Origin of the sequence: Bathymodiolus thermophilus thioautotrophic gill symbiont, from assembly GCF_003711265.1 — a bacterium.
Taxonomy (GTDB): domain Bacteria; phylum Pseudomonadota; class Gammaproteobacteria; order PS1; family Pseudothioglobaceae; genus Thiodubiliella.
In genome coordinates this window covers 2459465-2481004 of sequence record NZ_CP024634.1, presented here as the reverse complement: position 1 = coordinate 2481004, position 21540 = coordinate 2459465, and the positions used below count along the sequence as shown (strand labels likewise).

General features: G+C 38.4%; 23 protein-coding genes. 12 read left to right on the top strand and 11 right to left on the bottom strand.

Features of this window, described 5'->3' with window-relative positions; all coding sequences use genetic code 11:
* The first annotated feature begins 55 nt into the window (after positions 1–55).
* Positions 56–1372 (top strand): leucyl aminopeptidase, encoded by a 1317-nt coding sequence (locus MS2017_RS08950; protein WP_122952255.1) that lies wholly within the window; start codon positions 56–58, stop codon positions 1370–1372.
* Positions 1373–1410: 38 nt separating this feature from the next.
* Here MS2017_RS08950 and MS2017_RS08945 read toward each other — a convergent pair whose 3' ends face one another.
* Positions 1411–2376 (bottom strand): MBL fold metallo-hydrolase, encoded by a 966-nt coding sequence (locus tag MS2017_RS08945; protein WP_122951961.1) that lies wholly within the window; start codon positions 2374–2376, stop codon positions 1411–1413.
* A gap of 62 nt (positions 2377–2438) precedes the next feature.
* Between MS2017_RS08945 and MS2017_RS11520 the strand changes: the two genes are divergently transcribed.
* Positions 2439–2600 carry a hypothetical protein gene (locus MS2017_RS11520; RefSeq protein ID WP_164707687.1) on the top strand — a complete coding sequence of 54 codons (162 nt, stop codon included), beginning with the start codon at positions 2439–2441 and terminating at the stop codon, positions 2598–2600.
* Positions 2601–2606: 6 nt separating this feature from the next.
* On the opposite strand, the gene MS2017_RS08940 is transcribed toward MS2017_RS11520, so the two are convergent.
* From MS2017_RS08940 to MS2017_RS08920, 5 genes are all read right to left on the bottom strand, one after another.
* Positions 2607–3254 carry a DUF302 domain-containing protein gene (locus MS2017_RS08940; RefSeq protein ID WP_122951960.1) on the bottom strand — a complete coding sequence of 216 codons (648 nt, stop codon included), beginning with the start codon at positions 3252–3254 and terminating at the stop codon, positions 2607–2609.
* 374 nt (positions 3255–3628) lie between these two features.
* Positions 3629–4027, bottom strand: coding sequence for a CBS domain-containing protein (locus tag MS2017_RS08935; RefSeq protein ID WP_071563509.1), 399 nt, complete (start codon positions 4025–4027; stop codon positions 3629–3631).
* Entirely contained in the window at positions 4024–4374 is a 351-nt protein-coding gene (locus MS2017_RS08930; RefSeq protein ID WP_071563508.1) for a P-II family nitrogen regulator, read from the bottom strand. The genes MS2017_RS08935 and MS2017_RS08930 overlap by 4 nt, the downstream gene beginning before the upstream one ends.
* Positions 4364–5083: a DUF1538 domain-containing protein gene (locus MS2017_RS08925; RefSeq protein ID WP_071563512.1), complete on the bottom strand. Its 720-nt coding sequence runs from the start codon at positions 5081–5083 to the stop codon at positions 4364–4366. The genes MS2017_RS08930 and MS2017_RS08925 overlap by 11 nt, the downstream gene beginning before the upstream one ends.
* 23 nt (positions 5084–5106) lie before the next feature.
* Positions 5107–5838 carry a DUF1538 domain-containing protein gene (locus tag MS2017_RS08920; RefSeq protein ID WP_122951959.1) on the bottom strand — a complete coding sequence of 244 codons (732 nt, stop codon included), beginning with the start codon at positions 5836–5838 and terminating at the stop codon, positions 5107–5109.
* A gap of 42 nt (positions 5839–5880) precedes the next feature.
* Between MS2017_RS08920 and mltG the strand changes: the two genes are divergently transcribed.
* The 7 genes from mltG (at position 5881) to MS2017_RS08890 (ending at position 12970) form a co-directional block, all read left to right on the top strand.
* Positions 5881–7680, top strand: coding sequence for an endolytic transglycosylase MltG (gene mltG, locus MS2017_RS08915; protein WP_122951958.1), 1800 nt, complete (start codon positions 5881–5883; stop codon positions 7678–7680).
* 56 nt (positions 7681–7736) lie between these two features.
* Complete coding sequence (locus MS2017_RS11515; RefSeq protein WP_164707686.1) at positions 7737–7895, top strand: hypothetical protein; 159 nt, start codon at positions 7737–7739, stop codon at positions 7893–7895.
* An 11-nt stretch (positions 7896–7906) separates the two neighbouring features.
* Positions 7907–8524, top strand: coding sequence for a dTMP kinase (gene tmk, locus MS2017_RS08910; RefSeq protein ID WP_122952254.1), 618 nt, complete (start codon positions 7907–7909; stop codon positions 8522–8524).
* Positions 8521–9522, top strand: coding sequence for a DNA polymerase III subunit delta' (locus tag MS2017_RS08905; RefSeq protein ID WP_122951957.1), 1002 nt, complete (start codon positions 8521–8523; stop codon positions 9520–9522). The genes tmk and MS2017_RS08905 overlap by 4 nt, the downstream gene beginning before the upstream one ends.
* A gap of 9 nt (positions 9523–9531) precedes the next feature.
* Positions 9532–10815 (top strand): glutamate-1-semialdehyde 2,1-aminomutase, encoded by a 1284-nt coding sequence (gene hemL / locus MS2017_RS08900; RefSeq protein WP_122951956.1) that lies wholly within the window; start codon positions 9532–9534, stop codon positions 10813–10815.
* A 7-nt stretch (positions 10816–10822) separates the two neighbouring features.
* The gene (locus MS2017_RS08895) at positions 10823–11476 is read left to right on the top strand and encodes a histidinol-phosphatase (RefSeq protein WP_071565049.1); all 654 of its coding nucleotides are present in this window, start codon (positions 10823–10825) and stop codon (positions 11474–11476) included.
* Positions 11477–11548: 72 nt separating this feature from the next.
* Positions 11549–12970 carry an IS5 family transposase gene (locus MS2017_RS08890; RefSeq protein WP_420886049.1) on the top strand — a complete coding sequence of 474 codons (1422 nt, stop codon included), beginning with the start codon at positions 11549–11551 and terminating at the stop codon, positions 12968–12970.
* A 292-nt stretch (positions 12971–13262) separates the two neighbouring features.
* Here the strand turns inward: MS2017_RS08890 and MS2017_RS08885 are convergent, their stop codons facing one another.
* The 3 genes from MS2017_RS08885 to MS2017_RS08875 form a co-directional block, all read right to left on the bottom strand.
* The gene (locus MS2017_RS08885; RefSeq protein ID WP_164707685.1) at positions 13263–14228 is read right to left on the bottom strand and encodes a hypothetical protein; all 966 of its coding nucleotides are present in this window, start codon (positions 14226–14228) and stop codon (positions 13263–13265) included.
* 764 nt (positions 14229–14992) lie between these two features.
* Positions 14993–15508: a DsrE/DsrF/DrsH-like family protein gene (locus MS2017_RS08880; RefSeq protein WP_071565051.1), complete on the bottom strand. Its 516-nt coding sequence runs from the start codon at positions 15506–15508 to the stop codon at positions 14993–14995.
* A 25-nt stretch (positions 15509–15533) separates the two neighbouring features.
* On the bottom strand, positions 15534–15758 hold the full coding sequence (locus tag MS2017_RS08875) for a sulfurtransferase TusA family protein (protein ID WP_071565052.1): 225 nt from the start codon (positions 15756–15758) through the stop codon (positions 15534–15536).
* A gap of 111 nt (positions 15759–15869) precedes the next feature.
* On the opposite strand from MS2017_RS08875, the gene MS2017_RS08870 reads away from it, so the two are divergent.
* Complete coding sequence (locus MS2017_RS08870; RefSeq protein ID WP_164707684.1) at positions 15870–17207, top strand: M48 family metalloprotease; 1338 nt, start codon at positions 15870–15872, stop codon at positions 17205–17207.
* Here MS2017_RS08870 and rpiA read toward each other — a convergent pair.
* Positions 17204–17863, bottom strand: a complete 660-nt coding sequence (gene rpiA / locus MS2017_RS08865) for a ribose-5-phosphate isomerase RpiA (RefSeq protein ID WP_122951953.1) — start codon at positions 17861–17863, stop codon at positions 17204–17206. The genes MS2017_RS08870 and rpiA overlap by 4 nt on opposite strands.
* Before the next feature lie 37 nt (positions 17864–17900).
* On the opposite strand from rpiA, the gene rdgB reads away from it, so the two are divergent.
* Together rdgB and hemW are read left to right on the top strand one after the other, a co-directional pair.
* Positions 17901–18470 (top strand): RdgB/HAM1 family non-canonical purine NTP pyrophosphatase, encoded by a 570-nt coding sequence (rdgB, locus tag MS2017_RS08860; protein WP_122952253.1) that lies wholly within the window; start codon positions 17901–17903, stop codon positions 18468–18470.
* Positions 18467–19573, top strand: coding sequence for a radical SAM family heme chaperone HemW (hemW, locus tag MS2017_RS08855; protein ID WP_071565056.1), 1107 nt, complete (start codon positions 18467–18469; stop codon positions 19571–19573). Before rdgB ends, hemW begins: the two co-directional genes overlap by 4 nt.
* A 67-nt stretch (positions 19574–19640) precedes the next feature.
* Here hemW and MS2017_RS08850 read toward each other — a convergent pair whose 3' ends face one another.
* The gene (locus tag MS2017_RS08850; RefSeq protein WP_122951952.1) at positions 19641–21311 is read right to left on the bottom strand and encodes a glutamine--tRNA ligase/YqeY domain fusion protein; all 1671 of its coding nucleotides are present in this window, start codon (positions 21309–21311) and stop codon (positions 19641–19643) included.
* Positions 21312–21540: the final 229 nt, after the last annotated feature.

Genomic DNA, 21540 nt, shown 5'->3' with positions numbered 1-21540 from the left:
GGAAGTAATTAAGATGATAAAATTATACGCATTTTATAGCAACGGTTGCACAATAATGAACTTTAGAATTAATAAATCCACTGTAGGGACGCAAGTCGCCTTTGACGAAGCGCTTAAATTAAACAAAATAGTGTTTGAGGGGACTAACAAATTGGCGATTGGGCTTGGGGGTCAGACACCTAATGGTAAAACGGTAAAAGAATTGGCGCTAACTTTAGCGAAAACGGCTAATCAGTTTGGCATAACAGCTTTATTTGTGCCCACACTTGAAGTTGATGATTTTGTGCAAATTGCTACCCAAGCGATGGCAAATAATGATTATCAAGTGCAAAAAATTGATTTAAACGCACCCGAAGAGCATACTTTACAAAGCGTAACCTTTGAGCATGGCAAGCAAGCCGATATTGATAAAGCGTTAGCAATTGTAAGTGGTATGGCGTTAACACGCACATTGGGCGATCTGCCCCCGAATATTTGCACGCCAACTTATTTGGCAAATACAGCACAAGATTTGGCCAAAACATTTGGTTTGACATGTGAAATCTTAGAAGAAGCAGAGATGAGCAAATTGGGAATGGGGTCGCTCTTGTCAGTTTCTAAGGGCTCTATTGAGCCACCTAAGTTAATCAGTTTGAGCTACAACGGCAACGGCAATGCGAATCCGATTGTGTTAGTGGGCAAAGGCGTAACCTTTGACAGTGGTGGTATTTCGCTAAAGCCCGGCACGGCAATGGATGAAATGAAATATGATATGTGCGGTGCAGCATCTGTACTTGGTACCATGCGAGCAGTGGTTGAGATGGGGCTCAAAGTTAATTTAACCGTTGTGGTGCCAGCAGTTGAAAATATGCCAGCACACAATGCCTCTAAGCCGGGTGATGTGGTTAAAAGTATGTCAGGGCAAACCATTGAAATCCTTAACACCGATGCTGAAGGGCGTTTGATTTTATGTGATGCGTTAACTTATGTTGAAAAATATAATCCTGATGTGGTCATTGATGTTGCGACGCTTACAGGGGCAGTAATTATGGCACTTGGCAAGCATCGTTCTGGACTGATGAGCAATGATCAGGATTTAGCCGATGATATTATTAGCGCTTCTCAAGCTGCATTTGATGGTGTGTGGCAATTGCCATTAGATGAGGAATATGATGAATTGCTAAAGTCAAATTTTGCCGATATGGCGAATATTGGTGGGCGCGAGGCTGGCAGTATTACCGCAGGTTGTTTTTTAGCAAGATATGCACAAAATTATCGCTGGGCACATCTTGATATTGCGGGTACGGCTTGGTTAAGTGGCGCTAAGAAAGGGGCAACGGGTCGCCCAGTAGCATTGTTGACGCAGTTTGTTTTAGACCAAGTGGAAAAATAAGTGCTTATTGTTTAGGCATTGGCAAATCAATGGTTAGATTATTTGTTTGGAATCTTTGCGCAGAATTCTTTGTCAAGCCAAACGCCCAAACCTTGGGCGCAGATTTCTAAATCGCCTTTAAAAACTTTAATCTGTTTTATTTCCTCTGTGGTTACACCGTGTTTGCTGGCAATTTCTAGTAAATAATCTAATAATGCTGTTTTAATTGCTTTATGACGATTGGGCTGGTGTTGCATTTTGATGGCAATTTCAACAAAATTGTTTATATTATGAATCAGCATATCAGCAGATTTTTTGGTAAATTCGATGCGATTAAAGTGTGTTAAATAAGCATATTTTGGTTGCAATGTCATTAGTTGTTGAATGGTATTTTTCCAAACATCGGGGTCAAATTGAACGGGTGTGGTGGGTGGAAAAATTAACACACCTTGTTCAGTGTCAAATTCACGATAACTAACGCCCAAGGTATCGCCAGAGAAGATGCCTTGGGATTTCTCATCCCAAATACACACATGATGACGGGCATGTCCAGGGGTATTAATAAATTTTAAAATTCGATTTCCCAGGGTGATTTCATCTTTGTCTTTAGCGATGACAATTTTCTCTTTAGCAATTGGAATTAAATCGCCTAAAAATTGCTTAAAAAACAATTCACCATATACGCCAATCACGCCAGCACGCAGTTTAGAAGGGTCAATTAAGTGGTTTACACCATATTCATGCACATAAACTTTAGCATTGGGCAGGTGTCTAATAAGCTCACCTGCTCCTCCTGCATGATCAAGATGAATGTGGGTTAGAATAATGTAATCCACCTGTTCTTGCTGAATGTTTTTTTCATCCAGCGTCGCAAGTAGCGTTGGCACCGATAAATAACAACCGGTATCTACAAAGGCAACATGTCCTTGGTCTTCAATCAAATAAGTGGCAACAAAATCATTGCGCATATACTGTGTGTCAATACAAGTAATGCCAAAATCTAATGTGTGATAAATAGGGTTCATAGGGGTTTATTTTAGACAATAAAAAACCGCCCAAAAGAACGGTTTTTAAGTAATTGAGACCTTTGCATAAATATATAAACAATCATCAAGAATCCACTTTTCACCCCCTTGGTAATTTTTTAAACCCAGCCTTAGCTCTGCTAGGACAAGATTTAAGAAAATTACCAAGTGGGCAAAAATTGAATTTTGCTAATCATCCATATTTATACAAAGGCCTCAATTGAATAACTTTAGAAGTCGCCTTCTGCACCACCCTTTTGGATAGCGGTAATCACACGCTTAACCTCTATGGCTTTTTTCAATAGCGCAGGTGGTAATGGTGCACCACCGTAAATCATAAAGTCCATGTCTAAAGTGTAAAGCCATCTTTGTCCAGATTTGTCCTCAATTAAGGCAATACGACAAGGCAAGTAGGCTGAAAATGCATCTGAATGATCAACCATAATCATTGCGGTTCGTGGTGAGCAGTATTGATAAATTTTCAAATAACGCTGTGGCTTGAAATCTGGATGACCTTTAGTAACACCTGCTGCATTTGTTTGAATTTCGACCATTTCCGAGAGTGGCAACATACCAACAGAACGAATACTTTCGGCAGTAGCAATAGATTCCATTGCTTCTTCAACATCTGCATTGGAAACATCGTCTGCTACTTTTACACGCACAATAGATGCCATAGTAATATCGCCTGTATCAAGTAACTTATTGGTCATTGGCATATAGACTTTTTTCATTGCATCTGGATGCAATTTCGGGGAAATCATTTCGCTAATAACTTTGCTGGTAACGCCGTATTGTATTTGCAATGACAGCATATAGTAAGTCGCTATTGCACCAATAATAATTAATACCCATTTAACAAATTGAATTGTCTTCATTTTTTACTCCTTTTTTTTAAAAAAATAAATTTCATAGCAATACCCCCTTGAAGTCACAAGGCGTTAGAATGTTTTTTTGTTTAATTTGAGACCTTTGCATAAATATAAACAATCATCAAGAATCCACTTTTCACCCACTTGGTAATTTTTTAAATCTGCTAGGACAAGATTTAAGAAAATCACCAATTGGGCAAAAATTGAATTTTGCTAATCATCCATATTTATGCAAAGGTCTCAATTTGACAAACTTTATGTTTGCTGCTTTATTCTAACTTTAATTATGCATTACAGATAAAGTTCAGTGATTTTAAACAGTATGTTAAGTTAGTGCAAATGTATTACTATATGCTAATTTTCTAATGTTTGTCATTCGCTCATTGCAAAACTCGTAAACCATTTAACACAATATTGGTCAAACTAACCACACCAACAATTTCCCCATTATCCAATACTGGGCAACGAGATAGGTTAAGACGAGTGAGCAATTTGGCGCAATAACGAATATCCATATCGGGATGCACAGAAATAGCGGGTTTGGTCATAACTTCATAGGCGTTAACACGGTCTAATGCACGCCCTTTGGCAATTACTTTGGCGGCAATATCGGAAATCAGTATGACGCCGTATTCGTCGTGCTCGTGGGCTTTGTCAACCACTAACATTTTGGTTTTTTTGTGCTGCATATCGTTTAGGGCATTTTGCACAGTGCTTTTGCTGTCAATAATATCTACTTCTTTCCACATAACTTCTTTTACTAATATTGGGGTGTTCATAATTTTTCCTCCACGGTTGTTTCTAATGCTTGTATTTGATGTGCAATACCAACGGCATCTTCCACATCAATTTGAAAGGCGATTCCCTCTTGGTTATCAAGGTCAAATTCTCCTGCCCTGGCAATTCTTTCTAAAATCGCTCTGGAGAGATGTTGTTCTACAAGTAACAACAAGACATCTCTGGGGGTGTCAATACTCAATCCTAAAAATGTTTTGTTACTATTTAAGCCCTCTCCTCGTGCTTGAGAGATGATGGTTGAGCCTGTTGCTCCCTCTTCTCTTGCAGCATTTAGAATGGCATCGGTTTTGTCGTTATCAACAAAGGCAATGATCAGTTTAAAGTGCATTGTTTCTTCTCCTGTTTAAAAAATTGGTAATTTGTGCATACGCCAGCACACTCATAATGGGAAATAAAGAGGCAAAAGCAATCAGCCCAAATCCATCAATCATTGGGTTCCTGCCTTCAATTGTACTCGCTAAACCCAAACCTAAGGCAGCAACCAAAGGCACAGTTACAGTGGAAGTGGTTACACCCCCTGAATCGTATGCCAAGGCAATAATGTCTTTGGGGGTGAAATAAGTTTGTATTAACACCACCACATAACCGGTAATAATAAAATAATGTATTGGTATTCCAGTAACAATACGAAAACTACCTAGAGAAATACCAACCGCAACACCAATTGCCACAACAATACGCAACGGCCAAATTTTAATAGAACCCCCTGAAACTTGATTGGCTTTGATGGCCACTGCCAATAAGGACGGTTCGGCAATGGTGGTGGAAAATCCAATGGAGAAAGCAAAAATATACACCCAATAATATTTTTCCCAACCACCACTCTCGCCAATGAAAGACACAGCAGTCAATTGGTCTGCCATAATTTTCCCTATGGGAAAAAGTGCCTTTTCCAATCCAATGATAAACAGCGTTAGCCCAATCCACACTAAGATAAAACCAATAATAACCTTTTTTAAATTCGGAATTTTTTGCCTTAGGATTAAAGTCTGAAAACTGAACAACACCAAGACAATAGGTGCAACATCCACCAACATATTAATAAAAGGCTGTAATAAATTCACCACAACATCCCAAATATCATAACCGCTACAATAGGCAGTAAAGAAGCAATGGCAATCATACCAAAGCCATCTATCATCGGGTTCCTGCCACGAATTGAACTCGCCAAACCAACACCAAGCGCCGTGACTAATGGCACAGTAATGGTGCTGGTAGTCACACCACCAGAATCGTAAGCAATACCAATAATATTATTGGGTGCAAAAATAGTGGCAATGATGACCAATATATAGCCACCAATAATAAGAGGCGTAAGTGACCAACCTTTAATGATTCGTAGCACACCGAGCAACACGGAAAAACCAACGGATATTGCAACAGTGTAGCGCAGTGTTTGTGCGTAAGTGTGTAAATCTGCTGTTGTGTTTATTACGCCACCAAGTCGTGCCACATTAGCCGCTTCATTGGCAACAGCGATGAGAGCAGGCTCTGCCACTGTTGTGCCAAATCCGAGTGCAAAGGCAAAGATTAGCAACCACGCAAGTGAACCTTTTTTAACAAAGGCAAATGCCAGCGCTTCACCAATGGGAAAAAGCCCTAAATTTAATCCATATATAAACAGCGTCAAGCCCAATAGCACAAAGCCTGTGCCTAGCATAATATCAAAAAAATTAGGAATGCTTTGCTGTAAAACAACCAACTGGAAAAACGCAATAACCAGCACAATCGGTGCCAAGTCTTTTGCACTATTTAGTAAGTTGTTGCTAAATACTACAAAATTTTTTTTCATGAGGGGGTTTATTTTAAGTCTAGTTAAATTATAATACAATCTATGAAACAAGTGGTTTTAATTAATGGAAAAAAGCAAACTAGATTAAGCGTGTTTAATCGCTTGACGCAATTCGGCGATGGTTTGTTTGAAACCTGCGTGGTTAAAAATACCAATTTGCTGTTTTGGTCGGCACATTTTGCACGCCTAGAGAAAGGTTGTGCGCAATTAAAAATTAATCCTATTAGCGAACAACAATGGTTAAAAGATATTGCCAAGGCACTTGAACTTGCCAAACTAGACAATGCAGTGGTGAAAATCTTCCTTTCTCGTGGAGAAAGCGTTAGAGGTTATGGATTTGCATCAAATATTCAGCCAATCCGATTCGTCATTGTCTCCGAAATGCCAACACAGATGCCACTTAAATATGCACTTAGCGTGTGTTGTAGTGGTTATGCCGACAATCAGCTGTTGTCTAATATTAAGCATTGTAATCGCCTTGAGCAAATATTAGCACGCAGTGAATTGAGTGCTGATGAATGCATTATGTTGGACAATAATGGCAATGTTATTTCAGTGACACAAGGCAATATTTTTGCCGTGAAATCAGGGGTATTGCTAACCCCGAATTTAGACAAATGTGGCATTGCCGGCACACGACGAGCAGCCATATTAAAAATTGCCACCGATTTAGGTTTGCAAGTTAAAGTGGGTAAATTGACATTACAAGCATTGTTTGATTGTGATGAGGTATTTATTAGTAACAGCGTAATAGGTATTAAATCAGTAAGCACGATTAACAAAAGACAATTTACTCAACACACCATCACTCAAAAATTAGCACGAGTATTGCAAAAACATGGTTTAAAAAGAAAAAATAAACACCCGTTGAAACCGAAAAAAATCATAAGGAAGTCTTTAACCATTGTTGCTATATTGGCTTTAACTTGGTCTTACTGGGCGAATACCATTCAAGTCACCGAACCAATGGTTTACCATTTACCCCAAGGTGCCAATATCGTTTCAACCATTAATGACCTTGAAGAGCGTGGCGTGATTCGCTCCCCTTTTTTCATACGCACGGCATCTAAAATCCTTGGTTTTGATACTAAATTAAAAACAGGTTATTATGATATCGTACCGAATATGGGGGTATTGGATTTGCTTGAAAATTTTGTCTCAGCAACCGTAGCCGAGCGCAATATTACTCTAATTGAAGGTAAAACTGTACATCATTATTATCAGCAATTACAAGACATTAAGGCGTTAAAACCCAGTGAGTCATTTGCAAATATTATGCAACTGTTGAACATTAAATCACCTTATGAAGGTGTTTTTTGGCCCGATACCTATCGCATACAATATGGTGATAGTGTTGCCAGTATTTTCCACAGGTCTCATCAAGTTATGCAAAGAATATTGGCCGCCGAATGGCAAAAGCGAGATAAAAACCTACAACTAAAAACCCCGTTTCAAGCCCTGATATTGGCCTCCTTAATCGAAAAAGAAACCGCACACATTGCCGAAAAATCACAGATAGCTGGCGTATTTATGCGTCGTTTGAAATTGGGTATGCGCCTACAAACCGACCCCACAGTTGTATATGCCTTGGGTAAATCGTACCGTGGTTTTTTAACCCGACAAGATTTAAAAACCAATAGCCCTTATAACACTTATCGAAATCATGGATTGCCACCAACCCCAATTAGTTCCGTCAGTATCACTTCATTACACGCCGCCCTACATCCTGCATCAGGCAACACCCTGTTTTTCGTTGCCAAAAAAGATGGCAGCCATGCTTTTGCCAAAACCTACCAACAACATCGCCTCAATATTAAGAAATACCTTACCTCTAATCCATAAGAATGCAAGCAATTCCATCTTATGTATATTTGATCATTTGAGACCTTTGCATAAATATGAATAATCATCAACAATCCTCGTTTTACCCACTTGGTAATTTTTTAAACCCAGCCTTAGCCCTGCTAGGACAAGGTTTAAGAAAATCACCAAGTGGGCAAAAATTGAATTTTGCTAATCATCCATATTTATGCAAAAGTCTCCATTTATTAAATTAAAATATAATCTTATGCAAAAAGGAAAATTTATTACCATTGATGGCGTTGAAGGCGCAGGAAAAAGCACGCAAATTGATTTTATTTGTCAATACTTGACAGACAAAGGTATCAATGTTGTGCTTACTCGTGAACCGGGCGGAACAGAAGTAGGCGAAAAGATTCGCACTTTGCTACTGAGTAATTCAACAGGTAAAATGCACGCCGATACCGAGTTAATGCTGATGTTTGCCGCCAGAAATGAACATATTCAAAATAAAATCATCCCCACACTCAATCAAGGCGATTGGATATTAAGCGACAGATTTACCGATGCTTCTTACGCCTACCAAGGAGGTGGGCGTGGCTTAGATATTGCACGCATCGCCCAGTTAGAACAATGGGTGTTACGCAGTTTTGCCCCCGATATGACCTTATTATTAGATATACCTGTTGACATTGGTATGAGGCGTGTGGAATCCAGAGGTGAAAAAGACCGCATTGAACAAGAAAGCCTAGATTTTTTTAACCGTGTGCGTAACACTTATATTGCACGCTCCGAACAATATCCTGAGCGCATTAAACTGATTGATGCATCGCAAAATGTTGAAAATATTTCAAATGAAATTCAGAAAATTTTAAAAACACTATGACCCTACCTTGGCACAAAAACGCTTTTGCAACACTTAAACAAATGATTGATCAAAATCATCTACCACATGCGCTGTTAATCACAGGTATGCCACAAATTGGGAAGTTTGAGTTAATGCAACAACTGGTAGGTACATTGATTAATGATGATGAAATTATTAGAAAAGACAATATTCGGCAAGATTTAGATATGCCTGTCTTGATTAGGCGTTCTAATTATCTTAATATGATTTATTGTCGTGCGGGTGAACTTAATCCAACGACTAAAAATCGTTCTAAAGATATTCGAGTTGATCAGGTGCGGGCGTTTTGTGAGGGATTGAATAAAACGGCTGATAAATTGCAAATTGGTGTTATTTATTATGCGGATCAGATGAATGTTAATGCTGCTAATAGTTTGTTGAAAACCTTGGAAGAGCCGAGAGAAAATACGCTGATTATTTTGTTGGCACACAATGCTAAAAACCTACCTGTAACCGTTGTTTCACGCTGTCAAAGTGTGCATATTAGTCCTGCTTATGATCAAGAAACACAGGCATGGATTAAGCAAAATATTGAGCATGAAGAAGATTTTGAGGTAATGCAATTGTTAGAGGCTACGCACGGCGTGCCTTTTAAAGTGATTGACGATCTTGCGGGGGACAGTTTTATTCATTATCAACATTGGCAAGATCAATTGCTCAATATTGCCATTCATCCAATTATGATTAATAAGGTAGAGGATTTTGAGGGCAATGAAGTTGCTGTGTTGAATTGTTTGCAACATTTGATTATCGAAGGCATTCGGTTAAAATCACTTCAACATGAAGGTGGACTGGTCGAACTTAATCAAATTATTAATATGACAAAAACAGATTTCCTGTTTAAATTGTTACATGATATTCAGCAGGCAATTCGTCTGTCAAAAACCAGTGTGAATATCAAATTATTATTGGATAATGTGCTTATTATATGGTCGCACATTACCCATCTTAAAACTTACCCAAAAATTTTAAATTAAGGATTAAAAATGACAAAATCAGAGCAGTTATTCGATGAAGCACAACACTATATTCCAGGTGGTGTAAATTCCCCTGTTCGGGCTTTTAAAGGTGTGGGTGGGACGCCGATATTTTTTACCCGAGGTGAGGGCGCTTATTTATTTGATGCAGATGACAATCAATATATTGATTTCGTTGCCTCATGGGGGCCGATGATTTTAGGGCATGCCAATCAAGATGTGATTAGTGCAGTAGAAAAAGTTTTGCACAACGGCTTAGGCTTTGGTGCACCAACTGAGATTGAAACCAAATTGGCAAAAAAAGTATGTGAATTGGTGCCGTCTATTGAATTGGTGCGTATGGTTAGTTCAGGCACAGAAGCCACCATGAGTGCCATTCGTTTAGCACGAGGTTTTACCAAGCGCGATACGATTGTTAAATTTGAAGGTTGTTATCACGGGCATTCAGATTCATTATTGGTAAAAGCAGGTTCTGGTGCATTAACACTTGGTGAGCCTAGTTCAGCAGGTGTGCCAGCGGATTTTGCCAAGCATACCGTAACTCTTGAATACAATAATTTAGCACAAGTAGAAGAAGCATTTGCTGAAAAAGGTAACGAAATCGCCTGCATTATTGTTGAGCCTGTTGCTGGTAATATGAACTGCATCCCACCTGTTGATGGATTTTTACAAGGACTTAGAAGGGTGTGTGATCAATATGGCACAGTGTTGATTTTTGATGAAGTAATGACAGGTTTTAGAGTGGCAAAAGGTGGGGCGCAAGAAAAATTTGGCATCCAACCCGATTTAACAACCCTCGGTAAAGTCATTGGTGGCGGACTACCAGTGGGTGCATTTGGCGGTAAAAAATCCATTATGGAATGTATTGCCCCCCTAGGTGCGGTTTATCAAGCAGGCACACTTTCAGGTAATCCAATGTCAATGGCAGCAGGTTTAGCGATGTTAAAAGCCATTGATGAGGATGCCAATTTATACGAAAATTTAGAGCAAAAAGCACGCAAATTAACCGATGGTATTGTGGCAAAAGCACATGAAAACAATATTCCAATGACGGCCAATGTGGTGGGCGGTATGTTTGGCTTGTTTTTTACTGATGCAGATACTGTTACCAATTTTGCGCAAACTTGTGCTTGTCATGTGGCGCGTTTTAATCGGTTTTTTCATTTAATGTTAGCAGAGGGCGTTTACCTAGCACCCAGTGCCTATGAAGCAGGCTTTATCTCCACAGCACATACCGATGCAGATATTGAACGCACCATCGAATTGGCTGGAAAATGTTTTCAAAAATTATAAAAGTATTATGGCACTTGCATTATTCGATTTAGACAGAACGCTATTAGGTGGTGATAGCGATTTTTTATGGGGTGAGTTTTTGACTGAGATTGGTGCCGTGAATGCCAAGGAATATCAAAAGAAAAATCAAGTATTCTTTGATGATTACGCCAAAGGTGAGTTGGATATTAATCAATATTTAGAATTTTGTTTAAGTCCTTTAGCGAACAATTCTATCAAACAGCTTAATAAATGGCATCAGCAATTTATGCTAGAAAAAATCCAACCTATTTTGTTAGAAAAAGCCAAAAAAGTAGTGGATATACATAAAAAAAATGGCGACAGAACACTGGTCATCACCGCAACCAATTCATTTGTCACCCGCCCAATTGCCCAAGCTTACGGCATTGAAGATTTATTGGCCACCGAACCTGAAAGGGTAAACGGTCAATTTAATGGCAAAGTTTCAGGCATCCCATGCTTCCAAATTGGCAAAGTCCATAAACTCAAGCAATGGTGTAAAGAGAACAATGAAACCCTAGACGGTGCTTATTTTTATTCCGATTCACATAACGATTTACCTTTATTAGAATTGGTGGACAATCCTATTGTTGTACATGGTGATGAAAAATTATTGGCCATTGCTCAGCAAAAAAATTGGCAGTGTATGGACTGGACTTAGTGCTTACATCTGTTTTTCCAAAACCTAAAATCTATGTAGTCAACCCTTAAAAACCACACAACAATTTGATTTATAACAATAAAAAATCAAATACCCATAGACAAATCAACCAACTTTTGGTATAACAACACTCTTTTACTGGTCGTTTTACCTAAAAAATATGCTAACCGAATCTTTACCAATATCCACCCAAAACAATTTATTCCATTCAGAGCTTTTTTTAATCAATTAGACATCAAAGACCCACTCATTGCACTATCTCACGCCATAGACTGGCAAGTTTTCAATGATGCCTTCACCAAGCACTATTGCCTTAACAATGGCAGACCCTCAAAACCCATTCGCCTAATGGTAGGCTTGCTTATCCTCAAACAGTTAGAGAATCTATCAGATGAAGTCGTTATTATGCAGTTTAAAAGAAATCCGTATTACCAATACTTTTGTGGTCACAGTGCTTATATTGCTAATGTAGCTTGTAACGCCACTGAGTTAGTGCATTTCAGAAAACGCATTGGCGTTAAAGGTTTTAATCTTATCTTTAAAATGAGCGTTGAGTTACACGGTAAAAAAGCACAAGAGTCAACTGTGTTAATTGACACCACCGTTCAAGAGAAAAACATCACTTATCCTACTGACGCCAAACTGGCAATTAAGATAATTAATCGCTTAAACAAACTGGCAAAACAACACGACATCAAACAGCGAAGAACTTATGTCAAAGAAGTTAAAAACTGTCGTCTTAGCATTCGCCACTTTCGCCACGTCAAAAAGCGTGCCAAAGCCAAAAAAGCCCTTAAAAGACTCAGAACCATTGCCAACAAGCTTATCCGTGAACTGCAACGCAAACTTTCAGTCTATTCTTTGTTTGAAATCTATCAAAAAGACTTCTTGTTCTACCAAAAAGTGCTCGCTCAACAACCTGGAGACAAAAACAAAATTTACGCCCTACATGAGCCCGATGTTTATGTTATTGCCAAAGGCAAAGACCATAAGAAATATGAATATGGCAACAAAGTTTCAATCGTCTCTACCAAAGACAGTAACATTATCGTTGGCGTGGCAAGCCATAAAACAAACATTCATGATTCAAAAACACTAGATACAGCCATTGCTCATGCTAACGCTAATCGTATCAAGCCCATTCAGAAGGCAGTATGTGATAGAGGGTATGTGGGTGCAAAAGAAGTACTAGGGGCTGAAATCATCTTACCTAAAAAGCCCCTGAAACGAGACAGCCGTTACCAACGAGATAAAAAGCGTAAGTTGTGTAAAAGACGAGCAGCAATAGAACCTATCATTGGACATCTTAAAGCAGATTTTAGATTGTCTAGGAATTTACTCAAAGGGCAAGTTGGTGATGAGATTAATGTTTTAATGGCTGCTATAGCGTGGAATTTGAAAAAGTGGCTGATTGCCACTGTTATTTTTTTGTCTTTGCAAAAAATTGGTTTGTTTTTTGTGAAAAGGGCGAGGATTTTGTGTGTTATTGTTTGAAAACTGGTTTGGTTGATTAGGGGTGGTGGGGTTTGGGGTTTTTAAGGGTTGACTATGTATTTAAATTTTTCATTATTTGCTCCCCTGGTGTTTTATACCAGCACAAAATTATAGAATAGATGTTAATAGACCCTATAGTTTACACCTCTAAACCCTCAATTAAGGGGGGCTTAGAGGGAAGCCTAAGGCAACAAAAAACCTCTTTTTAGTTGGTGTTATCCACCTTTGTTATACCGAGTGAGGATACAATCCCCCCCATCTCAATGCTTAGGTATAGTTTTCTTAAAGGTGTTTAAGGGAGGGAGGGGATAAGCGTTATAGTGGGTGCATTACTTTTATCTCCACACATTACTTCATATACTTTTATTATTCCCAGGTAGAAAGCAACTGTCTCTCCGGCACTACAAGAAAACGCACCTTTATTATTAGTAGATCTAGGAGGGAGTTGGTCGCAAATGCTTCTAACATAGTTTAAGCCTTTAATTACTGGGTATTTCCAATAGCCCTTAACAGTATCAGTAGAGCATTTTGTATTGAAGGCGGATTTTATCTCTTCTAAAATTTGCAAAATATTATTACGCTCAGCGTCATACTCCGATGTTTTAGAATTAGCATTCTCTGCAATCCATTTTCGATCTTCATCCATAGAATGATAGACAGATTCCACATCCTTCACACCGTTCTTAAGATCGGTTATCGTCTTATCGTTACCTGCTAATAGGTAAGGTTCAACTAATGTGTGTGTCTCAGCCACTAATGTTTTGGCATTAACAATCCACTTATCTGCCAAAACTTCGTTAGCGGATGTAATAATACTGTTCCAATCATTGGCTTTATCCCACTGTTCAGTAGATTGCCTCTTCCACCAGCCTGTACAGTTATCCCAATTGCTAGTATTGTTGTGGCTAATATGTTCACCACCCGCATCCTCACATTGTTTAGCCCCTCTGGTAATGTCCACCCGCATGCCGTTTGGCTTTCTAAACCTGTGCATAAATACTTTGTAGTAATCATCCCAAGATATTGATATATTAGGACTTTCAGGAAGATTTTCTATACTAAAAAATATACTTTTTCCATCAGAGTTTAAGAATCCTGTTATTGGAAAATACAATCCATTTACTTTGAGTAATTTATGATAGGTGCGCATTGACAAAATAGTATTAGTATTTGTATTGCCGTGAATATCTGTAGGGCGAATGGTTTCTGGGGTTAAAACTCTAGTTGCACCATAGAATTCATTTCTAAAGAATGCCATATTATCTTCAGGACTATAGCCAGAGTTGAAATCACTAACAAATACCCAGTTGTTTAAGGACAAAGAACTCGAAACGCACTTCCCTTTCTTGTACTCCTTAAAACTTTGCATTACATTATTTATGGGAAGCTTAAGGATGCACAGGTCTTCTTTTACTTGTTTATTGTAGTAAGTAATATCAAAAACCCTTCTAGAAGAGGAGAGCATAAAGTGCCCTTTTAGGAAAGCCTCCAAATCGCTTTTACTCATAGTAATGTTCGAATAGTGTGGAACATCGGCCTTAATAGTAATATGCTTTCCGTGTGTTGCACCTAAAGAAGCAATCGTTCTAGTGTAATGGCCATTAATTTTAAGAATATTTTGCACAACTATCCAGCTACCTCCTTGGACGGAAGTATTAAGCCATCTAACATTATCTAGAAATTTGACTTCTATAACAAGTGTCCTACCATCGGCCTCTAACTTTGATGTGACAGACTCAATAGCATTTCTCCAGCCTGCTGTTGCCTGCGTTCCTATTAATAGGACAAGTATTGCGACAGAGCTAATTAATTTTTTTATGTCTTTCCTCTGTTTAGTTTAAATATCTGTAAACTAGAAAACAAGTTCCAAATCCGCAGTAATTTTGGTAACACCTGCTTTAATATTTACATGTTTTGTGTTAGCCATCGGATTTTTTGAGACCATAGTGAACATCTTCAAAATTTTCAACTTTATAAACAATATCATATTTCTATTTTTTCTTATTACACATCAGCATATTTTTACATATAAAGATTGTGATCTGACCCGTTGCATTCCTCAAAATAAGTGGCTGCACCTGCAAATTCAACGCCATCAATGAAGTCGTCTTTGTTGTAGCCAAATAAATCAACAGTCATTTCGCAAGCGATGAATTTAACATCAAATTCTTGACACATGGAGCGCAATTCGTTTAATGTAGCAACGCCATTTTTCTTCATGGTTTTCTTCATCAAGTAAGTTGCCAAGTGTTCTGTGAATGGTAAAGACCAAAAGATATTTGGAATTTTAGGGCCAAAATCAATTTTTTGTAGCCATTTTGGACCCATAGGGAGTTTCATTGGCATGGCAGGGTTACCCATAGGAGAAACGCGTAATTTGGAGGTGTCTTTTAATAAAAGATTAAGTCCGTAAAAGGTAAAGAATATAGTAACTTCTTTATCCATTGCAACACCAGTAGAAGCAATAATGAAAGGTGGGAAAGCCCAATCAAAAGTGCCTTTAGTGGCGATGATGGTCATTTTTTTGCTGTCTGACATAGTGTTCTCCTATGAGATAATGAGTTTAGGCTTTTTCAATGGTAAAAATATATTTACCACCTTCTTCTGCTGTTGAAATAAGTTTGTTGCCTGTTTGATTACAAAAGGCTTCAATGTCTTTTACTGAACCGGCATCGGTTGAGATTACATCTAGTATCTTGCCAGCATCCATTTTGGATAGTGCTTTTTTGGTTTTTAAAATTGGTAATGGGCAGTTTAAGCCTGATGCGTCTAAAGTTTCGTCAGCCATTTTGGTACTCCTTATAGTTTATTGTTAAATTAAATACAATTAGAAAAAAACTTCTAATATGTTTGAGTATTTTATCTTATACAGGGCTTAATAGTCAAATATAATATGCTGATGAATAAGAATTTCTCTTTAATATTGTTTTTAATCCCATTTTTTGCTTTTGCACTTAGTGTTCCAGAGTTTCGACTGACAGAGTCTTTGGATGAAAAAAAGCAGGGTAGGGAGTTTTTGCAATTAATTTGGGGAGGAAATTCGGTTGTTTCCGACATTGAGTCGGCTACTTATTTAAAAAAACTGGGCCATAATTTGGTTATTTATAGTAAAAATCCACGCAAACATTTTGACTTTTTCTTTTTAAAAGACAATAGTATCAATGCATTTGCGGGTCCGTATGGCTATATTGGCGTGCATACAGGTATGTTGTTGAGTTCGGATTCTGAATCTGAATTAGCAGGCGTGCTTTCGCATGAAATATCACATGTTACTCAAAATCATTTGGTGCGATTTTCTGAAAAAGCAAATAAGCAGAATTATTTATTATTGGCAGGCGTTGTAGCGGCGGTATTGACTAAAAATGGGCAAGCATCAGAGGCTATTCTCACTTCTACTATTGCTGGCACTTTGCAGCAAAATATTAATTTTACTCGTGAGCATGAATGGGAGGCGGATCGGATTGGCTCAACAATGTTGCAGAAGTCTGGATTCGACCCGCAAGGTATGGCGAATTTCTTTAAAAAATTAAAAGACAGTGGCAATGCCCAAGAGTTTTTACAATCTCATCCACTGAGCATTAATCGCATTGCTGATAGTTTGCAGCGTTCGGCTCGTGCTCCAAAGAGTAAGAGAAAAAGTTCTTTTGAATATGCAACGATTAAGGCTAAATTATATTACCAAGAAAACCAGCAGATTGAATTGCAAAAAGATAAGGCAATTACTTATTATATGCAAGCATATCAGGCATTTGACAAACAGAATTATCAAAGTGCCAAGCGTTATATAGATAAATTATTGCCACTTAATAGTGATAAATCCAGTAATATTTTGGCAGGGCGTATTGCCGCAAAACTAGGCGATGTCGCATTGTCACAACAATATTTTAATAAAAATCATGGCACTGAAGAAGACGAGGCAAGCGTTTATTATGCCGCTAAGGCGTATTTGGATAACCAGCAAATGCGTGCAGGCATTGCTGTGTTAAAACCTTTTTTGCGTACCTATCAAGGCAATTATGAGTCTTATGAACTTTTGGCGTTGTTGTATTTAAAGCAAGGCAACATTGGACGCTCACATATTCAAAGTGCCAAAGCACTGGTCACGCAAGGTAGGCTTAATAAGGCGATTAAACATTATCAGCGTGCAAGAGCGCTGACCAATTCTCAAGATTTATATGACATTATTAATGCCAATATTAGCCGTTTACAACAGACGCTAGACTTGTATGAAAACTAAGCCGTTACCACGCGAACACCATTAGGTGTACCGAGCAGTAAAACATCCGCAGGACTATTGGCAAATAAGCCATTGGTAACTACCCCAACAATACTATTTAATTCCATTTCCAAGCCTTTTGGGTCGGTAATTTTTAAGTTACTTATATCTAAGATTAAATTGCCATTATCGGTGGTAAATTCTCTGAGTTTTACTGTACCACCAATTCTTTTGCTAATTTCACGACTGACATAATTTGCACTCATCGGGATGACTTCTACAGGCAGTGGAAATTTGCCCATCACATTAACCAACTTAGATTCATCAGCGATGCAAATAAATTTATCTGCTACTGCGGCCACAATTTTTTCACGCGTCAATGCACCGCCACCGCCTTTAATCAGATTAAGTCCGTCGTCTGATTCATCAGCACCATCAATATAAACCGATAGTTTTTCCACATCATTTAAATCAAATACTTCGATGCCATGTGATTGCAATCGTTGTGCTGTTGCCTCAGAACTGGCAACTGTGCCTTTTATTTTGTCTTTCATCGTTGCCAAAGCATCAATAAAAAAATTAGCTGTCGAACCCGTGCCAACACCTATAATAGTGTCTTCGACGACATAGTTTAATGCTTCAATGGCTACCGCTTGTTTCATTTCATCTTGTGTCATGATATTCCCTAATAAATTAATTGTTAAATATTATACTATGAGAAAAATAATCTTAGCCAGCAACAACCAAGGAAAAATTAAAGAATTTAACTTTATGCTCAAAGGTGCTTATGAAGTTGTGTCTATGGGCGATATGAGCGTTAAAGAAGTGCCTGAAACTGGATTGACCTTTGTGGAAAATGCGCTCATTAAAGCGCGTAATGCTTCTGAACAATCGGGTCTGCCAGCCTTGGCAGATGATTCTGGTTTGAATGTGGCAGCATTAAATGGAGAGCCGGGGATTTATTCAGCACGATACAGTGGTGGCAATGATGAGCAAAATATTGATAAGTTGCTGAAAAATATGGACAGTGTTAAAGACAGAAGTGCTTATTTTTATTGTGCTATCGTTTTTGTTGAGCATGCCAATGACCCTACGCCTGTTATTGCTATTGGCAAATGGCATGGTGAGATTTTAGAGCAAAGGCGAGGGGAAAATGGTTTTGGTTACGATGCTATTTTCTATCTGCCCACTTTAGAAAAATCTTCAGCAGAATTGGAAGCATCTGTGAAAAATACCATCTCACATCGTGCTGTAGCCATGCAAGATTTGCTTGCCAAACTATGACTTTACCGCCACTTTCACTTTATATTCACTATCCTTGGTGTGTGAAAAAATGTCCCTATTGTGATTTTAATTCACACCAGCAACAAGGGGATAATGACAAGGCTTATATGCAAGCTGTGTTGGCAGATTTAGACAATCAATTGCAAGAAAATTTGGTGCAAAATCGAGAAATACAAACGATTTTTATTGGTGGTGGCACGCCTAGTTTGTGTGCTATTGATGCGATGGAGGAATTGTTTTTAGGATTGCAAGAAAGGTTGGTTTTTGCCAAAGATATTGAAATCACGCTAGAGGCCAATCCTGGGGCAAGTGACAAGGAAAAATTTAGCGCTTTTAGAGCAATGGGTGTCAATCGCTTGTCAATTGGCGTGCAATCTTTTAATGACACGCATTTGCAAAATTTAGGCAGAATACATTCTGCACAACAAGCAGTTGAAACAGTGCAAGGGGCGCAGGCGTGTGGTTTTGACAATATTAATATTGATCTGATGTTTGGTTTTGAAAATCAAAGTGTTGCCGAATGTTTGAGTGATGTAAAGCAAGCCATTGCGCTCAATCCAGCGCACCTGTCTTTTTATCAACTTACGATTGAGCCGAATACTTTTTTTGCCAAATACCCACCCACACTTTCACAAGAAACGAATTGGGAAATACAAGAACAAGCACATCAATTATTAGTGCAGGCAGGGTTTCCTCAATACGAGATTTCGGCATTTTCACAGCGACCTGCAAAACACAATGTAAATTATTGGCAATTTGGCGATTATTTAGGGATTGGCGCTGGCGCACATGGAAAGATTACCTTGGATGATGAAATTATCCGCACTCTGCAATCAAAATCACCAGTGGATTTTATGCAAAATAATCAGCATAAGACAACTCCTGTAACGCAATCTAGTTTTGAATTTATGTTAAATGCATTAAGGCTGAAAGCAGGCTTTGCGCCTGATTTATTTGTGCAAAGAACAGGATTGACGCTTGACAATATCAAAGAACCATTGCAAAAAGCCTTTGAACTGGGGTTATTAGAACAAAAGGGCAATATTAGGGCTACAGAAAAAGGCTTTGATTTTTTAAATGATTTGCAGCAGATTTTTTTATAATAATTTGAGACCTTTGCATAAGGGTCTCAAATTAACGCATTGCCAGAGCCTCAGCATGCGTTTAAACCTATTTTCCCCAAGTGTCACGCAGGCTAACTGTTTTATTAAACACCAAATTTTCGGTTTGACTGTCTCTACAAAAATAGCCTTCACGCTCAAATTGATAAGCCTGCTCAGGCTTGGCATCTTGCATACTCGGCTCAACGATACCATAAGTGGTTACCAGAGATTCTGGGTTGAGTAATTGCTCAAAGTGGTCGTTTTTACCTGGATTTTCGAGGGTGAATAATCTGTCATATAATCTAAATTCTGCCCTGAGTGCTTTGCTGGCTTCAACAAAATGAATCACCCCTTTTATTTTGCGACCATCAGTAGGATTTTTGCCCAAAGTGTCTGGGTCATAAGTGGCATATACGGTGGTTATATTGCCATCAAAATCGGTGTCAAAGGTGGTGGCATTAATGACATAAGCATTACGCAAACGCACTTCTTTATCAATGGCTAGGCGTTTAAACTTCTTATTTGGCGCTATTTCTTCAAAATCTGCTCTGTCAATATACAGCTCTCTGGAGAAGAAAATTTCACGCTTACCCATATCTTCATTTTGTGGGTGAATAGGTGCTTGAAGTGTTTCAATTTTCCCTTCAGGGTAATTTTCAATGATGATTTTAATGGGGTCAATCACGCCCATAGTGCGAGGCGCAATAACATTAAGATCATCGCGTATAGAGGCTTCTAAAATTGCCATATCAGTCATGCTGTCTACTTTTGAGATGCCGATTTTGTCAACAAAATTACGAATACTGGCAGCGGTATAACCACGACGACGCAAACCTGAAAGGGTTGGCATGCGTGGGTCGTCCCAGCCAGATACCAAATTATGTGCCACCAATTGTTGTAATTTGCGCTTGCTCATTACCGTATATTCAAGATTTAGGCGTGAAAATTCATATTGATGTGGGCGATTTGGCTTGTTGAACTCGTCTAAATTTTCCAATATCCAGTCGTATAAACGGCGATTGTCCTGAAATTCTAATGTGCAAAGCGAGTGGGTAACCCCCTCAATTGCATCTGAAATACAATGAGCAAAATCATACATTGGATAAATGCGCCATTCGTTTCCAGTTTGATGATGCTTGTCAAAACGAATGCGGTAAAGTGCTGGGTCACGCATACACATAAATGATGACGACATATCAATTTTGGCACGCAATACGCATTCACCTTCGGAGAATTTACCCTCTTTCATTTGTGCAAGTAGGGCTAAGTTTTCTGCTTTTGGCGTGTTGCGATAAGGGCTATCTTTACCTGCTTCTTTGAGTGTGCCACGATAAGTGCGTGTTTCTTCTGCATTTAAAAAGCACACATACGCCAACTCTTTGTTAATGAGTTCAATTGCATAGTCATAAAATTTTGGAAAGTAATGTGAACTGTATCGAATTTCACCATCCCAATTAAAGCCTAGCCATTGCACATCACTTTTGATAGATTCAATAAATGCCAAATCTTCTTTGACAGGATTGGTGTCATCAAAACGCAAATTACATTTGCCGTTATAATCTTGTGCCAAAGCAAAATTAAGGCAAATAGATTTCGCATGACCAATATGCAAATAGCCATTTGGCTCAGGCGGGAAACGCGTTTGAATAGATTTGTGTAAATTTAATGCCAAATCATCATTAATTTGATGGCGAATAAAATTTATTACAGGCTTGTCGTTTGATGTGTTATTGCTCATAGGTGTTAAATTATAGCGTGATAGTGGCAGTAGTGGGGTAATCTGACTGAATAAATATAGGGAGACTTTTGCATAATACCATTTTTAAAAATAAACCAAACAATCTGGCGTCCATCCTCATCCCAAGTATTGGCACTATATGATTCATTTTATTTTTGAAAATGGCGTTACTAATATATAGACCTTTGCATAAATATAAATAATCATTAAGAATCCACTTTTCACCCAC

Bases quoted from the DNA above. Each gene is read 5' to 3' on its own strand.
- MS2017_RS08950 (WP_122952255.1), top strand. From the start codon at position 56: ATGAACTTTAGAATTAATAAATCCACTGTAGGGACGCAAGTCGCCTTT.
- MS2017_RS08945 (WP_122951961.1), bottom strand. From the start codon at position 2,376: ATGAACCCTATTTATCACACATTAGATTTTGGCATTACTTGTATTGAC.
- MS2017_RS08940 (WP_122951960.1), bottom strand. From the start codon at position 3,254: ATGAAGACAATTCAATTTGTTAAATGGGTATTAATTATTATTGGTGCA.
- MS2017_RS08935 (WP_071563509.1), bottom strand. From the start codon at position 4,027: ATGAACACCCCAATATTAGTAAAAGAAGTTATGTGGAAAGAAGTAGAT.
- MS2017_RS08930 (WP_071563508.1), bottom strand. From the start codon at position 4,374: ATGCACTTTAAACTGATCATTGCCTTTGTTGATAACGACAAAACCGAT.
- MS2017_RS08925 (WP_071563512.1), bottom strand. From the start codon at position 5,083: ATGTTGGTGGATGTTGCACCTATTGTCTTGGTGTTGTTCAGTTTTCAG.
- MS2017_RS08920 (WP_122951959.1), bottom strand. From the start codon at position 5,838: ATGAAAAAAAATTTTGTAGTATTTAGCAACAACTTACTAAATAGTGCA.
- mltG (WP_122951958.1), top strand. From the start codon at position 5,881: ATGAAACAAGTGGTTTTAATTAATGGAAAAAAGCAAACTAGATTAAGC.
- MS2017_RS11515 (WP_164707686.1), top strand. From the start codon at position 7,737: ATGAATAATCATCAACAATCCTCGTTTTACCCACTTGGTAATTTTTTA.
- tmk (WP_122952254.1), top strand. From the start codon at position 7,907: ATGCAAAAAGGAAAATTTATTACCATTGATGGCGTTGAAGGCGCAGGA.
- MS2017_RS08905 (WP_122951957.1), top strand. From the start codon at position 8,521: ATGACCCTACCTTGGCACAAAAACGCTTTTGCAACACTTAAACAAATG.
- hemL (WP_122951956.1), top strand. From the start codon at position 9,532: ATGACAAAATCAGAGCAGTTATTCGATGAAGCACAACACTATATTCCA.
- MS2017_RS08895 (WP_071565049.1), top strand. From the start codon at position 10,823: ATGGCACTTGCATTATTCGATTTAGACAGAACGCTATTAGGTGGTGAT.
- MS2017_RS08885 (WP_164707685.1), bottom strand. From the start codon at position 14,228: ATGGCATTCTTTAGAAATGAATTCTATGGTGCAACTAGAGTTTTAACC.
- MS2017_RS08880 (WP_071565051.1), bottom strand. From the start codon at position 15,508: ATGTCAGACAGCAAAAAAATGACCATCATCGCCACTAAAGGCACTTTT.
- MS2017_RS08875 (WP_071565052.1), bottom strand. From the start codon at position 15,758: ATGGCTGACGAAACTTTAGACGCATCAGGCTTAAACTGCCCATTACCA.
- MS2017_RS08870 (WP_164707684.1), top strand. From the start codon at position 15,870: ATGAATAAGAATTTCTCTTTAATATTGTTTTTAATCCCATTTTTTGCT.
- rpiA (WP_122951953.1), bottom strand. From the start codon at position 17,863: ATGACACAAGATGAAATGAAACAAGCGGTAGCCATTGAAGCATTAAAC.
- rdgB (WP_122952253.1), top strand. From the start codon at position 17,901: ATGAGAAAAATAATCTTAGCCAGCAACAACCAAGGAAAAATTAAAGAA.
- hemW (WP_071565056.1), top strand. From the start codon at position 18,467: ATGACTTTACCGCCACTTTCACTTTATATTCACTATCCTTGGTGTGTG.
- MS2017_RS08850 (WP_122951952.1), bottom strand. From the start codon at position 21,311: ATGAGCAATAACACATCAAACGACAAGCCTGTAATAAATTTTATTCGC.